The 25,487-nt window shown below is 32.4% G+C and carries 22 protein-coding genes, 1 other RNA gene and 1 pseudogene; 11 read left to right on the plus strand and 13 right to left on the minus strand.

The features are described from left to right. The 5 genes and pseudogenes from B4E95_RS08280 to rpsL form a co-directional block, all read right to left on the minus strand. Positions 1-162, minus strand: a pseudogene (locus tag B4E95_RS08280) (50S ribosomal protein L3); the annotation flags it as partial. A 247-nt stretch (positions 163-409) separates the two neighbouring features. After that, on the minus strand, positions 410-715 hold the full coding sequence (gene rpsJ / locus B4E95_RS08285; protein ID WP_019974208.1) for a 30S ribosomal protein S10: 306 nt from the start codon (positions 713-715) through the stop codon (positions 410-412). Positions 716-725: 10 nt separating this feature from the next. Next, on the minus strand, positions 726-2,849 hold the full coding sequence (fusA, locus tag B4E95_RS08290) for an elongation factor G (RefSeq protein ID WP_280051339.1): 2,124 nt from the start codon (positions 2,847-2,849) through the stop codon (positions 726-728). Positions 2,850-2,855: 6 nt separating this feature from the next. Further along, entirely contained in the window at positions 2,856-3,332 is a 477-nt protein-coding gene (gene rpsG / locus B4E95_RS08295) for a 30S ribosomal protein S7 (RefSeq protein ID WP_019974210.1), read from the minus strand. Positions 3,333-3,344: 12 nt separating this feature from the next. Beyond that, positions 3,345-3,728: a 30S ribosomal protein S12 gene (gene rpsL / locus B4E95_RS08300; RefSeq protein ID WP_019974211.1), complete on the minus strand. Its 384-nt coding sequence runs from the start codon at positions 3,726-3,728 to the stop codon at positions 3,345-3,347. 413 nt (positions 3,729-4,141) lie between these two features. Here rpsL and B4E95_RS08305 point away from each other — a divergent pair, with 413 nt between their 5' ends. The 3 genes from B4E95_RS08305 (at position 4,142) to B4E95_RS08315 (ending at position 7,127) form a co-directional block, all read left to right on the plus strand. Next, positions 4,142-4,786 (plus strand): DUF47 domain-containing protein, encoded by a 645-nt coding sequence (locus B4E95_RS08305; protein WP_019974212.1) that lies wholly within the window; start codon positions 4,142-4,144, stop codon positions 4,784-4,786. A 22-nt stretch (positions 4,787-4,808) separates the two neighbouring features. Continuing rightward, positions 4,809-5,915, plus strand: coding sequence for an inorganic phosphate transporter (locus B4E95_RS08310; RefSeq protein ID WP_291091093.1), 1,107 nt, complete (start codon positions 4,809-4,811; stop codon positions 5,913-5,915). Positions 5,916-6,029: 114 nt separating this feature from the next. Further along, positions 6,030-7,127, plus strand: a complete 1,098-nt coding sequence (locus B4E95_RS08315) for an inorganic phosphate transporter (RefSeq protein WP_114999000.1) — start codon at positions 6,030-6,032, stop codon at positions 7,125-7,127. Between the two features lie 82 nt (positions 7,128-7,209). On the opposite strand, the gene B4E95_RS08320 is transcribed toward B4E95_RS08315, so the two are convergent. The 4 genes from B4E95_RS08320 to B4E95_RS08335 are packed head-to-tail and all read right to left on the minus strand — an operon-like array spanning position 7,210 to position 11,192. Beyond that, positions 7,210-8,925 carry a phospho-sugar mutase gene (locus B4E95_RS08320; protein WP_219034157.1) on the minus strand — a complete coding sequence of 572 codons (1,716 nt, stop codon included), beginning with the start codon at positions 8,923-8,925 and terminating at the stop codon, positions 7,210-7,212. A 9-nt stretch (positions 8,926-8,934) separates the two neighbouring features. Next, positions 8,935-9,639 (minus strand): GIN domain-containing protein, encoded by a 705-nt coding sequence (locus B4E95_RS08325; RefSeq protein ID WP_291091096.1) that lies wholly within the window; start codon positions 9,637-9,639, stop codon positions 8,935-8,937. A gap of 17 nt (positions 9,640-9,656) precedes the next feature. Then, positions 9,657-10,619, minus strand: coding sequence for a glycosyltransferase family 2 protein (locus B4E95_RS08330; protein ID WP_280049177.1), 963 nt, complete (start codon positions 10,617-10,619; stop codon positions 9,657-9,659). A gap of 3 nt (positions 10,620-10,622) precedes the next feature. Continuing rightward, on the minus strand, positions 10,623-11,192 hold the full coding sequence (locus tag B4E95_RS08335) for a DUF4199 family protein (protein ID WP_286479884.1): 570 nt from the start codon (positions 11,190-11,192) through the stop codon (positions 10,623-10,625). A 198-nt stretch (positions 11,193-11,390) separates the two neighbouring features. Between B4E95_RS08335 and ffs the strand changes: the two genes are divergently transcribed. The 4 genes from ffs to B4E95_RS08355 all read left to right on the plus strand — a co-directional run bounded on the left by ffs (position 11,391) and on the right by B4E95_RS08355 (position 15,825). Further along, positions 11,391-11,489, plus strand: an RNA gene (gene ffs, locus B4E95_RS08340) — signal recognition particle sRNA small type. 81 nt (positions 11,490-11,570) lie between these two features. After that, positions 11,571-13,223, plus strand: a complete 1,653-nt coding sequence (locus tag B4E95_RS08345; protein ID WP_291091098.1) for a CTP synthase — start codon at positions 11,571-11,573, stop codon at positions 13,221-13,223. Further along, on the plus strand, positions 13,201-15,045 hold the full coding sequence (gene yidC / locus B4E95_RS08350; protein ID WP_291091100.1) for a membrane protein insertase YidC: 1,845 nt from the start codon (positions 13,201-13,203) through the stop codon (positions 15,043-15,045). Before B4E95_RS08345 ends, yidC begins: the two co-directional genes overlap by 23 nt. Before the next feature lie 213 nt (positions 15,046-15,258). Continuing rightward, on the plus strand, positions 15,259-15,825 hold the full coding sequence (locus B4E95_RS08355; RefSeq protein ID WP_221853941.1) for an acetate uptake transporter: 567 nt from the start codon (positions 15,259-15,261) through the stop codon (positions 15,823-15,825). 66 nt (positions 15,826-15,891) lie between these two features. On the opposite strand, the gene B4E95_RS08360 is transcribed toward B4E95_RS08355, so the two are convergent. Then, entirely contained in the window at positions 15,892-16,206 is a 315-nt protein-coding gene (locus B4E95_RS08360; protein WP_291091102.1) for a GlsB/YeaQ/YmgE family stress response membrane protein, read from the minus strand. Between the two features lie 119 nt (positions 16,207-16,325). Between B4E95_RS08360 and glmM the strand changes: the two genes are divergently transcribed. The 4 genes from glmM (at position 16,326) to B4E95_RS08380 (ending at position 21,569) form a co-directional block, all read left to right on the plus strand. After that, positions 16,326-17,708: a phosphoglucosamine mutase gene (gene glmM, locus B4E95_RS08365; protein WP_221853943.1), complete on the plus strand. Its 1,383-nt coding sequence runs from the start codon at positions 16,326-16,328 to the stop codon at positions 17,706-17,708. Between the two features lie 92 nt (positions 17,709-17,800). Beyond that, positions 17,801-19,180 carry a tetratricopeptide repeat protein gene (locus tag B4E95_RS08370; RefSeq protein WP_291091104.1) on the plus strand — a complete coding sequence of 460 codons (1,380 nt, stop codon included), beginning with the start codon at positions 17,801-17,803 and terminating at the stop codon, positions 19,178-19,180. Positions 19,181-19,283: 103 nt separating this feature from the next. Continuing rightward, positions 19,284-19,877: an ACP phosphodiesterase gene (locus B4E95_RS08375; protein ID WP_291091106.1), complete on the plus strand. Its 594-nt coding sequence runs from the start codon at positions 19,284-19,286 to the stop codon at positions 19,875-19,877. 63 nt (positions 19,878-19,940) lie between these two features. Next, the gene (locus tag B4E95_RS08380; RefSeq protein WP_291091108.1) at positions 19,941-21,569 is read left to right on the plus strand and encodes an acyl-CoA carboxylase subunit beta; all 1,629 of its coding nucleotides are present in this window, start codon (positions 19,941-19,943) and stop codon (positions 21,567-21,569) included. A gap of 54 nt (positions 21,570-21,623) precedes the next feature. Here the strand turns inward: B4E95_RS08380 and B4E95_RS08385 are convergent, their stop codons facing one another. From B4E95_RS08385 to B4E95_RS08395, 3 genes are read right to left on the minus strand one after another with little or no spacing between them, the layout of a single operon-like run. Then, positions 21,624-22,199 (minus strand): sugar transferase, encoded by a 576-nt coding sequence (locus B4E95_RS08385; RefSeq protein ID WP_084106904.1) that lies wholly within the window; start codon positions 22,197-22,199, stop codon positions 21,624-21,626. Between the two features lie 5 nt (positions 22,200-22,204). Next, the gene (locus tag B4E95_RS08390; RefSeq protein ID WP_291091111.1) at positions 22,205-24,676 is read right to left on the minus strand and encodes a polysaccharide biosynthesis tyrosine autokinase; all 2,472 of its coding nucleotides are present in this window, start codon (positions 24,674-24,676) and stop codon (positions 22,205-22,207) included. Between the two features lie 14 nt (positions 24,677-24,690). Further along, the gene (locus B4E95_RS08395) at positions 24,691-25,485 is read right to left on the minus strand and encodes a polysaccharide biosynthesis/export family protein (RefSeq protein ID WP_291091113.1); all 795 of its coding nucleotides are present in this window, start codon (positions 25,483-25,485) and stop codon (positions 24,691-24,693) included. Between the last annotated feature and the right edge of the window lie 2 nt (positions 25,486-25,487).

The raw sequence follows: 25,487 nt of genomic DNA on the forward strand, positions 1-25,487 counted from the left end.
GTCATCGAAACCAAGTTGAGCAGCAACGTACCCATCTTTCTCTACGGTTCTGACTTGAGTAACCACACATGGCCCAGCCTCTACGATTGTCACAGGAATATTTTTCCCGTTCTCATCAAATAAGCTAGTCATCGCGATTTTTTTACCAATGATACCTGACATTTGATTAAAATATGTTAATAATTTGTTTAATATTTCAGAGAATGTGGACTTTCGACCACTAGAGATCTTCTCTAAAATTAGCATGCAAATGTATGAATTAATTTGTAAACAACAAACTTTCAATTGATTATTTTTCAAAAGTTTACAAACAGCGAAAAATATCAATCAAAGCATTCTTACAGTAATTCATAAAAAAACCCTGAGATGTGCACGTCTCAGGGTTTATATTTATTTAAAATACAGCTAACTATACTTTAATTTCTACTTCAACACCACTAGGTAATTCTAACTTCATTAAAGCATCAACTGTTTTAGATGAAGAAGAATAAATGTCTAATAATCTTTTGTGAGCTGATAATTGAAATTGCTCGCGAGATTTTTTGTTAACGTGTGGAGATCTTAAAACTGTAAAGATTCTTTTGTGAGTTGGTAATGGAATTGGTCCATTAACAACAGCTCCTGTAGCTTTTACAGTTTTTACGATTTTTTCAGCTGATTTATCAACTAAAGAATAATCGTAAGATTTTAATTTTATTCTAATTTTTTGACTCATTTTTCTTGAATTAAGCGTTACCTTTTGCTTTAGCGATTACAGCTTCAGACACGTTTGTTGGTGCTGGAGCGTAGTGATCGAATTCCATTGTAGATGTAGCACGACCAGAAGATAATGTACGTAATGAAGTTACATATCCGAACATTTCTGCTAATGGAACCATAGCTTTAATAACTTTAGCGTTATTTCTATCATCCATTCCTGATACTTGACCACGACGACGGTTTAAGTCACCTACAATATCACCCATGTTTTCTTCTGGAGTTAAAACCTCTAACTTCATGATAGGCTCTAAGATTTGAGCACCAGCAGCTTTTGCAGCAGCTTTGTAACCCATTTGAGCAGCTAACTCGAAAGATAATTGGTCAGAATCCACAGGGTGGAAAGATCCATCTTTTAAAGTAACTTTTAACGAATCCATTTCGAATCCTGCTAAAGGTCCATTCTTCATTGCAGCTTTGAAACCTTTCTCAATAGAAGGGATAAATTCTTTAGGAACGTTTCCACCTTTAATTTCTGAAACGAATTCTAAACCTACTTTTCCTTCATCTGCTGGTCCCATTTCGAAAACGATATCAGCAAATTTACCACGTCCACCAGATTGTTTTTTGTAAACTTCACGGTGTTCAGCTGGTCTTGAGAATGACTCTTTGTACTCTACTTGAGGCTCTCCTTGGTTAACTTCTACTTTGAATTCACGCTTTAAACGATCAACAATGATATCTAAGTGTAACTCACCCATTCCAGAAATAACTGTTTGCCCTGAAGCTTCATCAGTTCTAACTGTAAATGTTGGATCTTCTTCAGCTAATTTAGCTAAAGCCATACCCATTTTATCAACATCAGCTTTAGTTTTAGGCTCAACCGCGATACCAATTACTGGATCTGGGAAATCCATAGATTCTAAAACGATAGGTGCTTTTTCATCACATAAAGTATCTCCTGTTTTGATATCTTTGAAACCTACAGCAGCTCCAATATCTCCAGCTTCGATAAATTCGATTGGCTCTTGTTTTGCAGCATGCATTTGGAAGATACGAGAGATACGTTCTTTATTACCAGAACGAGTATTTAATACGTAAGATCCAGCATCTAAATGACCAGAATAAGCACGGAAGAATGCTAAACGACCCACATAAGGATCAGTAGCAATTTTAAACGCTAATGCAGAAAATGGCTCATCTGCGGAAGGTTTTCTTGTTATAGGCTCTTCTGTTTTTGGATCTGTACCGTGAATAGCATCTTTATCTGTTGGAGCAGGTAAATAACGACAAACAGCATCTAGCATGAACTGAACTCCTTTATTTTTGAAAGAAGATCCACAAGTCATTGGGATAATAGACATGTCTAATGTTGCTGCACGTAAAGCTGCATGAATTTCGTCTTCTGTAATAGAGTTTTCATCTTCCATGAATTTCTCTAATAAGTTTTCGTCATAAGCAGCGATTTCCTCGATTAATTGAGCTCTGTATTGTTTAACTTCGTCAACTAAATCTGCAGGAATTTCTACAACATCAAAAGTAGAACCATTGTTTTCATCATGCCATACAATCGCACGGTTTTTGATTAAATCAACGATACCTTTGAAATCAGCTTCTTCACCGATAGGTAATACAATAGGAACAGCATTAGATCCTAACATCTCTCTTACCTGACGACATACATTTAAGAAATTAGATCCTTGACGGTCCATTTTGTTAACAAATCCCATACGTGGAACTTTGTAGTTGTCAGCTAAACGCCAGTTAGTTTCTGATTGAGGCTCAACACCATCAACTGCTGAAAATAAGAATACTAATCCATCTAATACACGTAATGAACGGTTTACCTCTACAGTAAAGTCAACGTGACCAGGAGTATCAATAATATTGAAGTGGTATCCTTTTGCATCTGCTAATGGCTTACCTTGTTCTGTTGGGAAAGTCCAAGTACAAGTTGTAGCCGCAGAAGTAATGGTAATACCACGTTCAGCCTCTTGCTCCATCCAGTCCATTGTAGAAGCACCATCGTGAACTTCTCCAATTTTGTGAGACTTTCCTGTATAGAATAAGATACGCTCTGTCGTTGTAGTTTTTCCTGCATCGATGTGAGCAGCAATACCAATGTTTCTTGTGTATTTTAAATCTCTTGCCATCTTGTATTAGAATCTAAAGTGAGAGAATGCTTTGTTAGCTTCTGCCATTTTGTGAGTATCTTGACGTTTTTTAACGGCAGATCCTTCCTCTTTAGCAGCTGCAATAATTTCTCCAGCTAATTTTTGAGCCATCGATTTCTCGTTTCTATTACGAGAATATTTGATTAACCATTTCATTGCTGTTGAAATTTTACGATCTGGACGAATTTCCATTGGAATTTGGAATGTAGCTCCACCAACACGGCGAGAGCGCACTTCTACGTGAGGCATTACATTAGATAATGCTTCTTTCCAAATGTCTAATGAAGTTTTTTCTGCATCTTCTTTACGAGAATCTACGATTTCTAACGCATCATAGAAAATTTTGAATGCTACAGATTTTTTTCCGTCGTACATTAAGTTGTTTACGAAACGAGTTACTAACTGATCATTAAATTTAGGATCTGGAAGTAAAGGTCTTTTTTTAGCTCTTGTCTTTCTCATCTTACCTTAAATTTATTTTTTAGCATCTTTAGGACGTTTCGCTCCATACTTACTTCTACGTTGAGTACGTCCGTTTACTCCCGCAGTATCTAACGCTCCACGTACAATGTGGTAACGCACACCTGGTAAATCTTTAACTCTACCTCCTCTAACCAATACTATCGAGTGCTCTTGAAGATTATGACCTTCACCACCGATGTACGCGTTAACTTCTTTCCCGTTTGTTAATCTAACACGTGCAACTTTACGCATTGCTGAGTTAGGTTTTTTAGGAGTTGTAGTGTAAACACGTGTACAAACACCGCGGCGTTGTGGACATGATTCCAATGCAGCCGATTTACTCTTCTTGGTTAGTTTTTTTCTACCTTTTCTAACTAATTGTTGAATTGTTGGCATACTAATTAATTTCCTTTTAAATTTGGATTAAACCCATTTTTTGGGCATGCAAAACTACAAATAATTTATACAAAAACAAATAATAATGAATTTATTTTACATTGATTTATAATTTTTTAAAGAATTATAAGTTATATTTTACAGAATTTTAATTCAAGAATAACAAAACAAGTAAATTATCAATAAACCTAATTTTTGATAAGTGATAGTATCTTATCTACATCTATTGACAACAAAATTTATTAAAACTTTATCCTATATTATTTTTCTCTAAGCTAATAACTTTTCGTATTTTTAATTAATCTGAATATCATATAATTATCGATATATTTTAATAAAAACGTTCGCATAATATTTATTTAATGTTAATTTTACATTAGAAAAATTAATTTTGCACTTCAAAACATTATTGAATGTCGGTAAACTCATTTTTTAAATTATTTACTCCGAAGGATAAAGTATTCTATCCTTTGTTCGAGGAAGCTTCAAAAAGTTTAATCAAATTAGCTGAATTGTTACATGAATGTGTAAACGCTCCAGTTGAAGAACGCGAAGATTACATCGCGCAAATTTCTAAGATAGAAAGCAAAATTGAATATCTTACTCAAAAAACAAATTTAGAGTTAAGCAAAAACTTTATCACACCTTTTGACAGAGAAGATATTTATCAATTAGTAAAATCTATCGATTATGTTGCAGATAATTTAAATGGAGCAGCGAATCGTATCAATATTTATCAAGTAGATAAAATTACAAAATCTATCCGCAAAATTACAGCTGTTAACTTAGAGGCTTGTCAATTAATCGGTGAAGGAATTGAGCAATTGAAAGATTTGAGAAACGTAAATCGTATTTATGAAATATGTGAACGAATCAATAAATTAGAAAATAAATCGGATCGTATTTTTGATAAAGCGGTTCAAGAAATTTTCGAGAACGAAACTGATGCCAAAAACATCATCAAATACAAGGAAGTTTTATCTTCATTAGAATCTGCAACAGATAAGTGTAAAAGTGTTGCAAATGTATTGGAAGCAGTAGCGGTAAAACACTCATAACCATAACTTAATCTAAAAGATTATGACAGATTTTTTTTCAGCGTTTTCGAGCATGCTTACGTCAACGCCAGGAATGTTATTGATTACTATTATCGTCTTAGCTTTTGTTTTTGATTATATAAATGGTTTTCACGACGCAGCAAATTCTATTGCTACCATTGTTGCTACTAAGGTTTTAACACCTTTTCAGGCTGTACTTTGGGCAGCAGCATTCAACTTTGCAGCTTACTTTATTTCGGTCTATTGGATTGGAGAATTTAAGATTGGTAATACGATTGCAAAATCGGTTAACGAGCATTTTATTACACTAGAAGTTATTTTAGCTGGAATTATCGCTGCCATTTCTTGGAACTTATTAACATGGAAGTTTGGTATTCCTTCTTCTTCTTCTCATACATTAATTGGTGGTTTTATTGGAGCTGCATTAGCTCACGCTGGTGGTTTTTCTGCTGGTGGAGAAGATGTAATTGTTTACAAAAAAGTAATTCCAATTGTTTGCTTTATCGTATTAGCACCATTAATTGGGATGATTATCGCCTCTATATTAACCATCATCACACTTCATATATGTAAAAGAGCCAAACCTGCAAAAGCAGAATGGTGGTTCAAAAAATTACAATTGGTTTCTTCTGCCCTTTTCTCTTTGGGACATGGTATGAATGATGCGCAAAAAGTAATGGGTATTATTGGAGCAGCGGTTATATTCTATCACATGAATGTCGATTTTGACCCAGCTTATGTACAAGCGGAAGATAAATTCCAATATTTCGTAGCACATTGGATGTGGGTTCCTATTACATCGTTTGTTGTTATCGCATTAGGTACAATGGGTGGTGGATGGAAAATCATCAAAACAATGGGTTCTAAAATTACAAAAGTAACACCATTAGAAGGTGTAGTTGCTGAAACTTCAGGAGCAATGACGCTTTATATTTCTGAGCATTTCGGAATTCCAGTTTCTACAACGCATACAATTACAGGTTCTATTATTGGTGTAGGTTTAACGAAACGTGTTTCTGCAGTTCGTTGGGGAGTAACGATTAGTTTACTTTGGGCATGGGTTCTTACTATCCCTGTCTCTGCATTATTAGCTGCATTAATCTACTATATCGTAACATTATTTGTTTAAAAATAACAATCAATATTATTAATATTTAGGAGCTTTTATAAGCTCCTTTTTTATTTTTGAAATAATTTTCGAAATTGATAAATGATAAGTTTAAGAAAGTTTTAAATTTGCGCCATGCAATTAACTGTATTATTTATCATTATCGGTTTAGCCATTTTATTTGATTTCTTAAATGGTTTTCACGATGCCGCAAACTCTATTGCAACCGTTGTTACTACAAAGGTTTTAACTCCAATTCAGGCTGTTATTTGGGCTGCATTTTTCAATTTTGTTGCTTTTTTCATTGCCAAATTTATAATTGGAGAATTCGGAGTTGCAGACACAATCGCTAAAATTATCAAAGAAGATGTTGTTGTCGCATTTGGATCTAATCCATCTGTAGTTGTTATGGCAGCACTTTCTGCCGCTATTACTTGGAATATTTTAACTTGGAAATTAGGAATCCCTTCTTCCTCATCTCACACGTTAATTGGAGGATTAGCTGGAGGTGCATTAGCTGCGACAGGTTATGATTTTTCTGCTATTAACAGTACAATTATCTTAACGATTATCGCTTTTATTTTGGTCGCGCCAATTATTGGTTTAGTCGCTGGTAATGTTATTTACATCATCACGCTGAATCTTTGTCGAAATGCAAAACCACATAAAGCAGATGCTTGGTTCAAGAAATTGCAATTAGTTTCTTCTGCGATGTTGAGTATTGGTCATGGTTTGAATGATTCTCAAAAAGTAATGGGAGTGATCACGTTTGCTTTACTTGCTAATCAAACTGCAATTGTTAATACGGATATGAATGATTGGATTTTGAATGATGTTTTCAATTGGAAGCATTGGTTCATCACAACAAGTAGTACTGATATTCACGATTGGGTTCCGATTATGTGTTTCTCTGCAATTGCTTTAGGAACTTTAGGTGGCGGAATGAAAATCCTAAAAACGATGGGAAATAAAATTACAAAAATTACTCCTATCGAAGGTTTCACTGCTCAAACAGCTTCAGCTATTACATTATTTTTTACTGAACATATCAAAATGCCAGTTTCTACAACTCACGTGATCACAGGATCTATTATTGGTGTTGGAATGGTAAAAAGAGTTTCTGCCGTTCGTTGGGGAGTTACAATTAGTTTATTATGGGCTTGGATTTTGACAATTCCAGTTTCTGCACTTATTGCAACAGGATTTTATTATCTATTTTCGATGTTTTTCTAACATTAAAAATTTAATCATATAAAAAATGGCTGTCAAAATTGACGGCCATTTTCTATTTATTTTAATATTTATTCTTGAATGATTATTTGCTAAAATCTTCTTTCAATAAATCGATTTTCGCTAACAACGTTTGTTGAACAGCTGGATAATCTTCTTTGTTAGAAAGTGAAGCATTTACAGAGAAATAATATTTAATCTTTGGTTCTGTTCCAGAAGGACGACAAGCTACTTTACTTCCATCCTCTGTATAGAAAATCAATACATTTGACTTTGGTATCTCAATCGCTTTTTCTTCACCAGAAATTAAATCTTTGTCGATAGAAGATTGAAAATCTTTTACACGAACAACTTTAGATCCTGCTAATTCTTTTGGAGGATTTGATCTAAATTCAACCATCATTTTAGCAATTAACTCTGCACCTTCTTTTCCAGGTTTTACAATACTAATTAAATCTTCTTGATATGCTTTTCCGATTTCAAGATAGATTTCCATTAATTTATTGTACAGAGAACTTCCTTTTGCTTTTTGTACAGCAGCAATTTCAGAAACCAATAAAGCTGTTGTAACAGAATCTTTATCACGGATAAAGTCTCCAACCATAAATCCGAATGATTCTTCTCCTCCTCCAACAAAACTTTCTTTGCCTTCGAATTTGCGAATCATATCAGCAATCCATTTGAAACCTGTTAATCCTACTTTACAATCAACATTGAATTTCGCAGCAATATCATAGAAAATATCAGACGTTACGATTGTCGATCCGATAAATTCATTTCCAACTAATTTCCCCGATTTTTGCCATTTTTCTAATAAATAATAAGCCAAAACAGTATTCATTTGGTTACCATTTAATAAAACAATTTCACCTTCATTGTTACGCGTTGCAACACCTACACGATCCGCATCAGGATCTGTTCCAATCACAACATCAGCACCAATTTCATTCGCTAAAGTAACTGCCATAGTCAAAGCCTCTGGTTCTTCTGGATTTGGCGATTTTACTGTTGGGAAATCTCCACTTGGAATTGCTTGTTCAGCAACTTGATGAACTTGAGTAAAACCAGCTTTATCAAAAGCTTTTGGCGTAATTGCAACGGCAGTTCCGTGAATAGAAGTAAAAACAATTTTTATATCTTCCTTACCATCTTGTGTAAAACTTCCGTTCGCTACACATGCATCAATAAAAGCTTCATCAATTTCTTTACCTATATACGTTAACAATGCATCGTTACCTTGAAATTTGATTTCTTCTACTTTTACATTATTTACTTCATTAATAATTTCTCCATCTTGTGGCGGAACAATTTGCGCTCCATCATTCCAATAAACTTTGTAACCATTGTAAATTGGAGGATTATGAGAAGCTGTTAACACAATTCCAGCATCACAACCTAAATGACGAACTGTAAAAGACAATTCTGGCGTTGGACGAAAAGATTCGAACAAATAAACATTAATTCCATTCGCAGTCAAAACATCTGCAACCATTTTTGCGAACGTATCCGAATTGTGGCGAACATCGTAAGCAATCGCAACTTTTTTCTCTTTATTCGGAAATTGTTGATTGATATAATTTGCTAAACCTTGTGTTGCTGCACCAAGTGTATATTTGTTTAAACGATTTGTTCCAACTCCCATTATACCACGCATTCCTCCTGTTCCAAACTCAAGGTTTTTATAAAAAGAATCGTCTAATTCGGTTGGATTATTATCAATTAAATCTTGAACAGCCTTTCTTGTTTCCGCATCATAAGCGTCAGAAAGCCATAATTTAGCATTATCTAAACTTGAAGTCATTCTTATTTTTTATTTTTTTAGTACTTGGGCACGGTCGGCAATTTTTGTATCCTTATTTGGATCGCCCATAAAATTAACGATTGAGTTTCCTTTTGCAGAACCATAAAGCGTTTGACGCGCATTGATATCTAACAAAGCATTATCATCTGTTGTGAAATTAGCTTCGTTAACTTCGTATTTGAACAAATTCAATTGTGCTTCGCCATAAGCTTTCACTTTCATAGTTCCAGCAGTTCCTTCTAACATAATATTAGATTGATCATCTGCTTTCAAATCAAAGTTGTTTGTAATCAAAAAAGTCTGATTAATTCGCGCTTGATCTTTTGCAGACATTGTCAATTCATCCACATTTAATGTTCCAGAAGTTGTCAAAGAAGTTTGTTTATTTACATCGATTTTTTCTAAATCACGTGTCACATAAACGTACAAATCATAGGCGCTATAATGGTCTACATTTGATTTTTCTTTGATTGTAACCGCATTATTTTTTGCTTCAACTTCTAAATTATCAATAATATTTTGATGCGATTCTACTTTAACTCCAGATTTGTTTCCAGGAACCAAAATAACATTACAGTTACACGAAACGCTCAAATCTTTGATATTGTCAGCTGTATATTCTTTTTGAGCCGTTGCAGCACCTTCTCCATCAATTGATGACGAACACGAAATTACAACTAAACCTAAAAATCCTAATAAAATTATTTTTTTCATAGTAGTTGGTTATTTAATTAGTTTAAATTCAATTCTTTTTGAACTAAATACAATTGTTTTTCGCGATTATTACGAACAATTAACTCGCCCAAAAATCCCGCCAAAAATAATTGCGTTCCCAAAATCATAAAAACTAACGAGATATAAAAATAAGGACTATCTGTAATTAATCTGGCTGGTGTATGCGAAATATAAACTTTATATAATTTCTCTATTCCTAAATAAAATGAAGCAAAAAATCCTAAAATAAACATCAATGTTCCCAATAAACCGAAAATATGCATTGGTTTATTCCCGAATCTTGATGCAAAGAAAAGTGTAATCAAATCCAAGAAACCATTTACAAAACGATTTGCTCCAAATTTTGAAACACCATATTTACGCGCTTGATGTTTTACTTTTTTCTCGATAATTCTCGAATATCCAGCGTTTTTCGCTAAAACAGGAATATAACGGTGCATGTCTCCATACAATTCGATATTTTGCGTTACTTCCCAACGATAAGCTTTCAAACCACAATTAAAATCGTGCAATTTTACACCAGACGTTTTACGTGCAACACCATTGAATAATTTCGAAGGAAGATTTTTTGTCAATTTATTATCTTGACGATTTTCTTTCCAACCCGAAACAATATCTGCTTTTTGGTTTTTCAGCATTTTGTATAACGACGGAATTTCCTCAGGAAAATCTTGTAAATCTGCATCCATCGTAATCACAACATCACCTTTCACTTCTTTGAAAGCTGCGCTAAGTGCTGGAGATTTACCATAATTTTTACGGAATTTAATTCCTTTCACTTCTGTATTGAAGTTGGCAATATATTCGATAATTTGCCACGAATCATCTGTACTTCCGTCATCAACGAAAATAACTTCGAATGTAAAATCATTCTGTTCACAGACTTTTTTGATTCTGTAGAATAATTCCTCTAAGGAATCTTGTTCGTTCAATAAAGGAACAACAACTGAAATATCCATATGTTAAAAAACACGTTTTTTTAAGAATTGTGAAAACATCGCTGCAATTGCGATGTAGAAAGATAAGAAAATTGAGAATAATCCGAAGAAGTTTTTCACAGTAAATAAATTAAGTGTTTTATAATCATCCGAATTTCTAAATGTTTCGATATCTTTTGCGACTTTTGGATCAGACATATTAGACGTAAAAGTGTCTAACAATCCTTGTTTCAAACTATCTTGTGCCCATTCTCCATAAGTATTGAAGAATACAAAAATAACAATCAAACTCATGATTCCTGCGAAGAAAATTGTGTAGAAACCAACTTTGAAACCTTCTTTGAAAGTCATTAATTCTTCTGAAGTTTGATGATTTTTTGCTTTATTTTTCGATAAATTGAAAATTGTTAAGAAACAATATAATGCATATAAAGGTAATACAATAAAACAGCAAATCATAAAGCTGTAAGTGTAATAATCTTTTACAGAAACTGTTCCGTTCAACGAAAAATAAAAGTAAAGTGCGAAAAACAATGCTAATGTAATTGCCGTAAGCACCAAAGAGTTTTTGAAAATTTTATTAAAACTAATCATTCTGCAAAGATAATTATATCCTTTATTCTATAATACATTATTTTATATGATTTAAAGGTGTGATTTTATCTAATTTCTAAAAATATTTTTAGATTTAATCTATTCATAATGAAACAAAAAACTTCAAGAACAAGTGTCAAACCAAAAATCTTTACGCTAAACCCTTTTATTTTTACAAAACTTTCTTACCTTTGCATCAGGCAAGTCCTACACAACCAGCTCCTGTTGAATCCTCCAGGACGGGAACGTAGCAAAGGTATACGGTCGTAGCGGTGTGATGTAGATCGCTTGCCTATTTTTATTTCTCTAAATTTCACTCCCACTTTTTTTTACCCCATTATTTATTCGTAAATTTGCAACCATTGATTTAAAGATTCAATGGAAACAAACAAAGCACCAAAGTACATTTTCGTTACCGGAGGAGTAACATCGTCGTTAGGAAAAGGAATCGTAGCATCATCATTAGGAATGCTACTAGAAGCAAGAGGATATAGAGTAACAATTCAGAAATTGGATCCCTATATAAATGTAGACCCAGGAACACTTAATCCTTACGAGCATGGAGAATGTTACGTTACGGAAGACGGTGCAGAGACCGATTTAGATTTAGGACATTATGAGCGTTTCTTGAACCGCGCAACATCTCGTGCTAACTCAGTTACTACAGGTCGTATTTATCAAACAGTTATAGAAAAAGAACGTCGTGGAGATTATTTAGGAAAAACAGTTCAGGTTGTTCCTCATATCACAAACGAAATCAAACGTCGTATCAAATTATTAGGTAATACAGGTGATTATGATATCATCATTACTGAAATTGGAGGTACGGTTGGAGATATTGAGTCTTTACCTTATATCGAATCTATCCGTCAGTTAACTTGGGAATTAGGAGAACATAATTCTTCTGTTATTCACTTAACATTAGTCCCTTATTTAGCTGCTGCGGGTGAATTAAAAACAAAACCTACTCAACATTCTGTTCGTACATTAATGGAAAATGGTATTCATGCCAATGTTTTAGTTACACGTACGGAGCGTCATTTACCAAAGGATGTGAAAGCTAAATTGGCTTTATTCTGTAATGTTCGCAAAGAAAATGTAATCGAAAGTATGGATGCAGACACAATTTATGAGGTTCCATTCTTATTACATGAACAAAATTTTGACGAAGTTGTTTTAAAAGGCTTAGATTTGCCAACTGATCAAGAACCAGATTTTACAGTTTGGAACAAATTCTTATCAAATCATAAAAATCCTAAAAACGAAATCGAAATTGCTTTAGTTGGTAAATACGTTTCGTTACACGATTCTTATAAATCAATTACAGAAGCATTTACACATGCTGCTGCAACTTGCGAAACGAATGTAAAAGTTCGTTGGGTGTATTCTGGTGATATTACAGAAGACAATGTTGGAGAGCAATTGAAAGGAGTTTCGGGAATTTTGATCGCGCCAGGTTTTGGAGATCGTGGTATTTTAGGTAAAATAATTGCTGCAAATTATGCACGAAGAAATAATATTCCAACATTAGGAATTTGTTTGGGAATGCAAATTATGGCAATCGAATTTGCGCGTAATGTTTTAGGTTACGAAAAAGCAGATTCAGCAGAAATGGATTTAACAACGCCTTATCCTGTTATCAGTTTGATGGAAGATCAAAAAGATGTTTCGGACAAAGGAGGAACAATGCGTTTAGGAAATTGGAAATGTGAATTAACTCCTAATTCAAAAATTGAGAAAATTTACAACACAACCGAAATCTTAGAACGTCATCGTCATAGATATGAATTCAACAATGATTTTTACGATGAATTTGTTGAAAATAATTTTATTCCAGTTGGTAAAAATCCTGAAACAGAATTAGTAGAAATTTTAGAACATAATCAACACTCATATTATATAGGTGTACAATTCCACCCGGAATATAAAAGTACAGTTGCTTCGCCACATCCTTTATTTATAAGTTTTATCGAAGCTTCTTTATTGAATAAACAAAATGATTTATTAAATGCAACAAGAGAAAAAATTTGATTTTAACCAAACGATTGGTTTTATTTTAATTGCAATTCTTTTTGGCGTATTCTATTTTCTAAACAAACCTTCGGAAGCGGAGGTCGAAGCACAGAAAAAAGAATTAGTTCAAAAGCAAGAGCAAGCGAAAAAACAGGAACAATTAAATAAAACAGCTACAACACAAGCTTTTCAAACTGTAGATCCTACATTAGCAAAAGATGTTGAAGTTAGTAATGATAAATTAAAAGTTACTTTTTCGCCAAAAGGAGCTCAAATTTCTGACGTACAAATCGTTGGATATACAGCTTACAATGACAAAAAAGATGGACACAAAGATCCTTTACATTTGATAAAAGATGGATCAAGTAAGTTCAACTTATCATTCAAAACAAAACAAGGAGCTGTTCTTAATGTTTCGGATTTAGTATTTGTGCCTCAAGTACAGAAAAATGCGAACAATACAATTGTGACGTTTACAGCCAATGCGCAAAATAGTCAAATTCAATACATTTATACATTAGGAGATTCTTATGGTATCGATTTCGAAGTTAAAACGCAAGGTTTATCTAACATCACTTCTGAGAAAAATGTAGATTTAGCGTGGACAATGGATGGTTTCAGTACTGAGAAAGGGAAAGATCAAGAAAAATATTGGTCACATACTTATTTTCAGTTCAAAGGAAACAAAGACATCGAATACGAATTATTTGGTTCTGACGAATGGGATGAAGAGGAAGCTATTTCTTGGGTAGCCAACAAACAACAATTCTTCGCAACAGTTTTATCAAATGATGAAGGGTTTAAAACAACAAAAGGTGGTTCTAAAAACTCTGATAAAGAGGATTTAACTTATAGTAAACACTATCACTTAAACTCAAAATTAGAGTTAAAAAATAATGAAATCAATACAAAATTCACATGGGATTTTATTCCATTGGATTATAAAATGTTGAAAGATTATAACGACAAAGGATTCCAAAACTTAATTGACTTTGGTTGGGGATTATTTGGTTGGTTGAATAAATATTTCTTCTTGAATGTATTTAAATGGTTGGCAGCAATGAGTATTCCTTTAGGATGGGTAATCTTCTTGATGACAATCGTTGTAAAATTGATTTTATCTCCAATTATGTACAAACAATACCGTCAATCTGCATTGATGAAAGTTGTTCGTCCAGAGTTGAATGAAATCAACGAAAAATACAAGGATCCAAAAAATGCGATGAAGAAGCAACAAGAAACAATGGCAATTTATCGTAATGCAGGAATCAATCCATTAGCAGGATGTTTACCAGCATTATTACAAATTCCTATTTTCTATGCGTTATTCCGTTTCTTCCCGAACTTAATCGACTTGAGAGGTGTTCCTTTCTGGTTCGTAGATGATTTAACAGCATTCGATGATTTAATCAAATTACCAGAATGGGTTCCATTCCTTAATGGTCACTTAAGTGTATTCGCTTTATTATACATTGTTGCAATGATGATTTATTTTAAAGTTTCTGGATCTATGGATAATTTCCAAATGCCACAACAAGAAGGAATGCCAAATATGCAATTCATGAAATACATGATGTATGTAATGCCAGTTTTCTTCTTTGTATTCCTTAACAATTATGCTTCTGGTCTATCTTGGTATTATTTAGTATCCAATGCGATTAATATTTTCATCGTGTTATATATTAAGAAATATATGATTCACGAAGCGAAGATTCATCAAATCATCGAAACAAATAAAACAAAACCTAAAAAGACAGGTAAGTTTGCTTCGAAAATGCAAGAAATGATGAAACAAGCTCAAGAAATGCAAGAGCAACAACAAAAAAACAAAAAGAAATAATCTAACTATATTTCAAATTCAAAAATCCGTTAATGATAATTAACGGATTTTTTATTTATTCGAGACATTAAAAAATTAAGTATTCAATTTACTTATTATCAATAATATATTCACTTAAAAATATTTTTACAGTGTAAGTTATACACTTTTTATGAATAAATTCTTTTTTATTTATTATTTTCAGATTATTATTGTCTTAAAATAATAAATAACATGAACAATATTTACTCAATTAAAGACCAAACAGCAAATCCTGGACCTTTAGGATTATTTGGTTTTGCAATGACAACTATTTTATTAAACATACACAATGCAGGTTTTTTCCCTGTTAATAGTATGATTATGGGAATGGGTGTTTTCTTTGGAGGCGGAGCACAATTTGTGGCTGGCGTTATGGAATGGAAAAAAGGAAACAACTTTGGTAGTATTGCATTCATGTCTTATGGCGCTTTTTGGTTAACACTTGTATTTACATGGTTAGCACCAATGTTTGGCGTAGAAAAACCAGACGGAAATGCGATGGGATGTTATTTAGGAATGTGGGGATTATTTACATTAATCAACTTTTTCCAAACACTAAAAGGCAATTTGGTTGGTAAATTATTATTCGGATCGTTAACCTTACTATTCTTTTTATTAGCAGCAGGAAACTTTACAGGAGATCAAAGCATTTTACATTTTGCTGGTTGGACAGGAATCATCTGCGGATTTATTGCTTTCTACGAAGCTTCTGCAATTATGATTAATCAGAAATACGAGAAAAACATTCTTCCTTTATAAATAATATGAACAAAAAAAATCCTTTATCAGTCTCTGATAAAGGATTTTTTTTATAATTGTAATGAATTATTTATTAAACATTGGAGCTAATAATTTTTTCCAGATAAATAATAAAATTAATGATCCTAAGATTGAAAAAATCCAATCCAATGGACTGAAAAAACTTACTTCTCCATCATGAGAAATTCCTAAAATTTTACGCATATACGCTCCTAAATATGCACCAACAATACCTATAAGTGCAGTTACCCAAAATCCTCCCGGATCTTTACCTGGCATTATTGCTTTAGCAATTCCAGCACAAATTAAACCGAACACTAAATATACCAAAAAGCTCCAAACTCCGGTAATACCTAACATAATAAATGAAGTTGTCATCATAATTAATACTATTTTTTATGGTTTTAAAAATTGTTAAGTAAATCTTAACTAAAATCGTTCCAAAAAGATAAGAAAAGTTTTTGTAATTTGTAAATTTGTAACACTATAAAATAAAATTTATGTCTCTAATCAAATCTATTTCAGGTTTTCGTGGAACAATCGGAGGAAAACCAGGAGATAATTTAACTCCAATAGACGCTGTAAAATTTGCAGCAGCTTACGGAACTTGGCTTAAGAATCAATCAAATCAATCAGAATATAAAGTAATTGTAGGGCGTGATGCTCGTATTTCTGGACAAATGGTTTCTCAATTAGTTTGTTCAACTTTACAAGGATTAGGAATTAATGTTGTCGATTTAGGTTTATCTACAACGCCAACTGTAGAAGTTATGGTGACACATTTGCATGCAGATGGAGGAATTATTTTAACTGCTTCTCACAATCCAAAAGAATGGAATGCGTTGAAATTATTGAATGCAAAAGGAGAATTTGTTTCTGCTGCAGACGGCGCACAAATTTTAGCTTTCGCAGATAAAGATGATTATACATTTGCAGAAGTTGATGATTTAGGTTCTTATGAAACTTTTGATGATGCAATTGATTTACATATCGAGAAAATTTTGGCTTTGCCATTAGTGAATACAAAAGCGATTCAAGAGAAAAATTTCAAAGTTGCGATTGATGCGGTAAATTCAACTGGAGGAATTGCAATTCCTAAGTTATTACAACGTTTAGGTGTGATTCATTACGATATGTATTGCGAGCCAAACGGACATTTTCCTCATAATCCAGAGCCTTTAAAAGAACATTTAGGTGATATCTGCAAAAAAGTAATCGACGAAGAAGCTGATTTCGGGATTGTAGTTGATCCAGATGTTGACCGTTTAGCAATTATCGACGAAAAAGGTGAAATGTTTGGAGAAGAATACTCATTAGTTGCAGTCGCAGATTATGTATTATCAAAAACGCCTTCAGCAACAGTTTCTAACTTATCATCTTCTCGTGCTTTACGCGATATTTCTGAAAAATATGGTCAAAAATATTCGCCATCAGCAGTTGGAGAAGTGAATGTTGTAGTTGAAATGAAAAAAGTTGACGCTAAAATTGGTGGAGAAGGAAACGGTGGTATTATTTATCCAGAATTGCACTACGGACGCGATTCTTTAGTAGGAATTGCTTTATTCTTGACATATTTGGCTGAACAAAATAAATCAGTTTCTGAAATTAGAGCTTCTTATCCTGCTTATTTTATGGCGAAAAAGAAAATAGAATTAACACCAGAAATCAATGTTGACGAATTGTTAGTGAAAATTCAAGAAGTTTACAAAAACGAAGAAATCAATACGGTTGATGGAGTTAAAATTGATTTCCCTACAGAATGGGTTCATTTAAGAAAATCAAACACAGAGCCAATTATTCGTATTTATACTGAAAGTACCTCAGAAGAAAATGCAAATAAATTAGCTGATAAAATGATCGAAAGCATCAAAAATATTATCTAAAACAATCTATTTTAATTGTTTAACAAATGTGCAAAACTCTAACAATTCGTTATGATTTTTGCACATTTTATTTTGTAAATTAGTCTATCACTATGGACGAAGATTTTTTTAATAACGAGCTAATTGAAGGTTTTGAGCAAATGCTTGATAATCGTGAGTATAAGTATTACGATTCAGAGGATTTGGTCGAAATTCTTGAATTCTATATTGAAGTAAATGATAGCGAATATACAAAAAGTGCGCTAGATTTTGCAGAAAAAATGCATCCCGAGAATATAGATATCAAAATCAAAAGAATTGAATATTTTCTTACAATTGAGAATTTAAAAAAAGCTGCAAAACTCATCAAAGATTTAAAAGATTTAGCTGGAAACGAATTAGATTATCTTTTGGTGCAAGCGCGATTTTGGGGAATGAAAAATATGCCTCGAAAAGCGATAAGTTTTTATGAAGAAGCTTTGCAAATAGATGAAGAAGAAACTGATTTTATTTGCAATTGTATCGGAAATGAATATTTGAATTTAGATGAAGTTCATTCTGCGTTGATTGCATTCAGAAAAGCATTGAAATTCAATCCAGAAAACGATTATACTTTCTACTCTATTATTCAATGTTACGAAGAAATTCATAATCCTGATGAATGCATCGAATTTCTGAAAGATTTTATTGACGATAATCCATATTCGGAAGTTTCTTGGTTGCAACTTGGTCTGTTGTACAATCACAAAAAAATGTATGACGAAGCTATAAATGCGTTGGATTATGTGCTCGCGATTAATCCTAACTCTATTGTTGGTCATGCTAACAAAGCAGTTTCATTGGAAGAATTAGGAGAATACAACAAAGCAATAGAAACACTAGAAGAAACATTAGAATTTGATGATTCGCCCGCTGTTACGCATATGAAAATTGGTGAATTGTACGAAAAGTTAGAGAAGCTACAAAAAGCATTAAAAGCTTATCATATTGCGATAAAAGAAGATCCGCAATTGGATAAAGTTTGGGCAAAAGCAGCTTCGCTTTACAACAAATTAGAAAATATTGAAGAAGCCGAATATTACATTCAGCGTGCAATAGAATTGAATGGCGATAGTTACGAATATTATACAGATTCAACTTACTATTTTCTGAAACAAATGAAGTTTGAGGAAGCGTTAAAAAACCTTTCAAAACTTGTTGAAATGAAACCTTTAGTATTCAATACTTGGTTTGCTTACGTCGAAACTTTAATTGCTGTTGGCGAATACGAGGAAGCGATTGCAGTCTTATTAACAGGCGCTTTGAAGAATTTTAATCGTGCCGAATTTTTCTATCAATTAAGCAATGTTTATTATATTACAGAGCAAGATCAATTAGGAAATGAAGCGTTGCAAAATGCATTAAGTTTGGATCGAAATTTAAAAGATTCTATGATCGAATATTATCCGATTTTAGAAGAAAAAATCAATCAAATTTCTGGAAACAACGAATAAAAATATAGTTCTTAAGCCATCTTTTAGATGGCTTTTTTTCTTCACAGTAAAATAACACAGGTTTGTACAAAAAAACTTAACTTTATGATACTAAACAAGCCTTATGAACTTTGTCGCACATCAATATTTATCCTTCGAAAATCAATCACTTCAGATTGGAAATCTGCTTGGAGAAATTGTTAAAGGAAAACAATATTTAGATTTTCCTGAAGATATTCAGAAAGGGATTTTATTGCATCGTTCGATTGATACATATACAGATTCTCACGAAACGGTGAAGAAAAGCTCAAGTTATTTTCACGAAACACAGCACAAATTTGCACCAATTATTATTGATGTGATTTATGATTATTTTTTGATAAAATATTGGAATAATTTTTCTGAAACTCCTTTCGAAAAATTCAAAACAGATTGTTATCAATTATTTAAGGATGAATACAATTCGTTTCCAAAAAAACTACAAGAAACCATTTTTTATTTGTTGAAATATGATTGGTTTAAAAATTATTCGACCATAGAAGGTGTTCAAAAAACATTAAAAGGAATCGGAAGTCGAGCAAAATTTGAGAATAATTTACATCAAATCATTCCCGAATTTGAAAAAAATTATGCGAATCTAGAAACTGATTTTCTATCATTTTTTCCTCAAATCCAAACGCATTGCAAGAACTTTGTATTCGTTGATTCTCAAGTCTAAATTTCATTTTAAGAATTCGATAAAATTCATTAGTTTAGGGCTGTAAACAAACAGAAAACCACAATGGATTTAACTTTTAATAAAAGAGAGGATCATAACAAATTATTACTTTCTAAACTACGCCAAAAACTGAAACAAGTTTACCTTGGCGGAGGTCAAAAAAGAATTGATGCGTTGCATAGCAAAGGAAAAATGTCTGCAAGGGAACGTATTGATTATCTTTTGGACGAAAAAAAACCGAACATTGAGATTGGTGCTTTAACAGGCGATGAAATGTACAAAGAACACGGCGGATGTCCTTCGGGAGGTGTTGTTGTTAAAATTGGTTACATTTCTGGTAAACAGTGTATTGTTGTTGCTAATGATGCGACAGTAAAAGCTGGTGCTTGGTTCCCAATTACAGGTAAAAAGAATTTGCGTGCGCAAGAAATTGCGATGGAAAATAAATTACCAATTATTTATTTGGTGGACAGCGCAGGTGTTTATTTACCAATGCAAGATGAGATTTTTCCTGATAAAGAAATGTTTGGTCGAATTTTCCGCAATAATGCAATCATGTCATCAATGGGAATTACTCAAATTTCTGCTGTGATGGGAAGTTGTGTTGCTGGTGGAGCATATTTACCAATTATGAGCGACGAAGCAATGATTGTTGACAAAACAGGTTCTATTTTCTTGGCTGGAAGTTATTTGGTAAAAGCAGCTATTGGAGAAGATATTGACAACGAAACTTTAGGTGGAGCAACAACACATTGCGAAATCTCTGGTGTGACTGATTATAAAGCAAAAGATGATAAAGATGCTTTGGATAGAATAAAATCTATCGTTGGTAAAATTGGTGATTATGAAAAAGCTGGATTTAATCGAATTGAGGCAGCAAAACCTGCTTTAGATGAGAATGAAATCTATGGTATTTTACCTGAATCTCGTGCTGAGCAGTACGATATGTATGAGATTATTAACAGGATTGTTGATAACTCGGAGTTGGACGAATATAAACCTGATTATGGAAAATCAATCATCTGTACGTATGCGCGAATTGATGGTTGGGCAGTTGGAATTGTGGCTAATCAACGTAAAATTGTGAAGTCTAAAAAAGATGGGATGCAGTTTGGTGGTGTGATTTATTCAGATTCTGCAGATAAAGCAACTCGTTTTATTGCAAATTGTAACCAAAAGAAAATTCCGTTAGTTTTCTTACAAGATGTAACGGGATTTATGGTAGGATCTAAATCTGAACATGGTGGAATTATCAAAGATGGTGCGAAAATGGTGAATGCAGTTTCGAATTCTGTTGTTCCAAAATTCACGATTATAGTTGGTAATTCTTATGGTGCAGGAAACTATGCTATGTGTGGAAAAGCATATGATCCTAGATTAATTGTGGCTTGGCCTTCGGCTCAATTGGCAGTTATGGGAGGCGAGCAAGCGGCGAAAGTTTTGTTACAAATAAAAGAAGCGACTTTAAAAGCACAAGGTGTGGAAGTTGATGAAGCGAAAAAGCAAGAACTTTTGAACGAAATTACAGCAAAATACAATGATGAAACAAGTCCTTATTATGCTGCGGCACGTTTGTGGACAGATGGAATTATTGATCCTTTGGATACGCGTAAATGGATTTCGATGGGAATTGAGGCTGCAAATCATGCTCCGATTGAAAAACAATTTAATTTAGGTGTTATTCAAGTTTAGAAAAACGAAAATATTTTTAAAAATAGAAGAGAATCCAATTTTAGGATTCTCTTTTTATTTTTTGAATATTGTTTGAAACATATAAATCAAATCTTGTCGAAAACTCCAATTCTTTACATATTCTACATTAATTTTGACTTTATCTGGCCAAAGAATTTCATCATTATATTTGATTGGATCATTTACATTGGATAAAATTTCTTCTTCTTTACGATATTTCAATTGAGCAGGACCAGTAATTCCAGGTTTAACTTTCAACATCAATCTATTCTCTCCAACCAATTTATCTGCATAACCAGCGACATCAGGTCGAGGACCAACAAAACTCATTTCTCCTTTTAAAATATTGAATAATTGAGGTAATTCATCTAATTTATAATCTCGAAGAATCTTTCCAATTTTGGTAATTTGATGTTGATCGGTTGTTATTGTCGATTTAGAAATTCCTTTAATCGTTCTGATTTTATAAATATTGAAAAATCTTCCGTCTTTCCCAACTCTTTTTTGTGTAAAAACTCCAAATTGATTGGTATCGATAGAACTTATGATAATTAACAAAACAATTAATCCCACTAAAAATATTAGTAGGATTAATGAAAGTATATAATCAAATATGTTCTTTAAGATCATTTCAATTAAAAGAATTTACTTTTAATTCGAGAAGCTAAACGTTTTATTTTTCCAAACGATGAATTATCAAAATTCTCATCTCCAGCAAAATATCCGTAACCATAGCCATATCCGTAACCGTATCCATAACCGTATCCATAACCATATCCGTAACCGTAACCAGTTTTAATTTGGAAATCGTTGAATATAATTCCGACATTCGAAACTTCACCTTCATCGTATTTATTCGAAATTGCATTGATAAAGTTTTTCTCAGAATAGTTGTAACGTGTTACATACAATGTACAATCTGCGTAACGCATCAAATCGTACGAATCTGTTACTAATCCTATTGGCGGTGAATCTATAATTACGAATTCATATTTCTCTTTCAACTCAGCAAATAATTGATCCATTCGATTACTCAAAATCAATTCTGAAGGATTTGGAGGGATTGGACCTGCTGTAATAATATCTAAATTTGGTAAAATTGTACGTTGTGTAATTTGATTTAACTCTAAATCACCCGCAACATAGTCTGTAACTCCTGTTTTATTATTAATGTTAAAATCATCAAAGATTTTTGGTTTACGTAAATCTAATCCAATCAGAACCGTTTTCTTATCCATAGAACCAAGTGAACTCGCAATATTCATCGCATTGAAAGTTTTACCTTCACCTCCAATAAATGATGTCACTAAAATCGTTTTGTTATGATCTTCAAGTCCTGGATTCTTGTATAAATATTTCAGATTAGAACGAATTGATCTAAACGATTCAGAAATTCCTGATTTTGGATTGTTGATTACAACTAAAGGTGAATTATCTCCCAAAGGACCAACTAAACCAATAATTGGAATATGTGTACGACTTGTAATATCTTTTAAAACACGAACTTTGAAGTCTAATAATTCTTTAATCACAACATAAATCAAAGGAATCAATAAACCAATTCCCAAAGCTATTAAATAATTACGCTGCGGATTTGGATAAATAGAACCTTGACCTTGATTTTTAGCTGGATCAATAATCGTGATATCAGATACGATAGATGCTAAAGATAAATCAGTTGTATTTAATTGATTAATTAAAGTTGAATATAATGTACTATTTAATTCAAATCCGCGATTTGCTTCCACGAATTCAATTTCTTCATAAGGTAAATCTTTCGCTTTGAATTCAGATTCCGCTAACTTAGCATTAATCATGGATAGATCTGTATTCAACTTTTGTAAATGTGCATTAACTACATTCGAAATATTATTTCTTGTTTTAGCTAATCGACGATCAATCTCTCTAATTTCATCCGTATTAGATTTATAGACTTTAAGCATTTGCTCACGCTGATTCTCGAGACCTTCTAATTGATCTACATTCGTCATGTAATAAGAAACATCAAGACCAGCAATATTAAGCGCAATTAAATTATCAACACTACTCGATTTTTTAGGCATTAAACGATGTAATGCATTGATTTTCTCTTCTACAGTTACGCGTTCTTTATCTAATTCAGTAAGTTTCCCTAAAAGCTCACCTTTTTTTGTATCGAAATTATAAACTCCAGTTTTCTTTTGTAATTCTTGTAAATTATCTGTCGCGCTATCCAGCTTAAGCTTTACAGCTGCGATTCGTTCTTGTAAATATTTACGTGTTTGGTAGGCTGATAAATTTCTTTCTGCTAATTCATTTTCTATTAAAACTTGAATAGAGTTATTTAAAAGATCAACTGCTTCATTTAAACTTTCAGCATTTTTTGAAACAGCTATTATACTTGATATTTTTGATGGATTTGAAACATTAAAATTTTGAGTTGCTCTTCCTGTCGCATCTTTAACTGTAACTAATTTAAATGATATTGAACTTTCAGAAAATGGTACATTTGAACGAGTCAACATTATTTTATAGTTTTTACCTACCATCCATTGATTATAATAACCAATTTTAGGTAAATTCAACTCGTCAGACTTTATAATACTATCTTTAGTAAACTGATATAAAGAACCATTTTTGTTCTCGACTTCAAAATAAAAAGAGTTATGATCTTTAGGTTTTACTTTAACATCAACATATGCAACTTGTTGATGTAATGTATCAATATGAACATGAAAAGGAGCATCTAATTTATATATATTAGATTTTTTTAAACGTCCCTCTTCCGTATAGAAGATATAAGATTCTGCTCTTTTTACAACTTTCTCATTATGAATACGAGAAGTTAATGTATATGATAACCCATCAATTTTATTTGCATTTCCTCCCCAAATAAAATTAATAGAGTTAGAGGCTAAAGAATTATTCGCCGAACTATTATCCTTTATTTTAAACGTTGTATTAGCTGAATAAATTTTATTGAGTTTCCAGTTATTTAAATAATAAGCAACTGCTAGAGCAATCAGAATTGATATTATATATAATGGCCATGCATTAAGTAACCTAGGTATTAACCTTTCTACATCAATAAAGTCAGATTGTTTTTTCTTACTTTTTTGATTATTCATTGTATTCGCCATTCTTAAATTTTATCAAAAAATAAATAAACTCCTAAAATAGTTGCAATAGCTCCCATCACGGTTGTAACAACACTCAATGGGTTTAGGCCAACTCCCCAAACTTTTTCTTTACGTGGATTAACAACAATAATATCATTATTCTGAATCCAATAATACTCTGAATTCATAATAGATTCTTTTGTCAAGTCCACATAAACCTGCTTAGTTCCATCCAAATCTGTTCTGATTATACGAACATTTTTTAGGTCTGCATATATATTATTAGATCCTGTTTTAGCGAAAGCTTCTAAAATGGTTAAATCTCTTTTATTTGCCCGAAATGTCCCTTGACTAACCTCTCCAACTATAGTATATTCTATACCTGCTAAATTTACATCTATAAAAGTTCCTTTCTCATCATAAATTTTATAAAATTCATCTTGAATTATCTTACGTACCTGTTCTATGGTGAACCCTTCTACATGTATATTCCCAATTCGAGGTAATTCTATATTTCCATCTTTTCTAACTAATACCCCTGAATTTTCTCCAAGTACAAAAGTTTGATTTCCTGAAGAAATAAAATCACTTAGAATCCCCATAGATTCTTTAGAAGCACTTGAAACATTGATTAAAATGCGATCCCCTTTTTGAATATAGTATTCTGGTTTATCGAAAGCGATTTTCCCTTTAGCATCAAGTTTTAAATTTTGATCTGGTTGAATTAATTGAACATCTTTAAGTGATATACATGAAAATAAATTCATGATGATCAATAAAATAGCGGTTTTGGTTAAAGTTGATTTTAAGTAAAGCATTT

This window comes from Empedobacter sp. UBA7494 (genome assembly GCF_002478465.1).
GTDB classification, from domain to species: Bacteria; Bacteroidota; Bacteroidia; order Flavobacteriales; family Weeksellaceae; genus Empedobacter; species Empedobacter falsenii_B.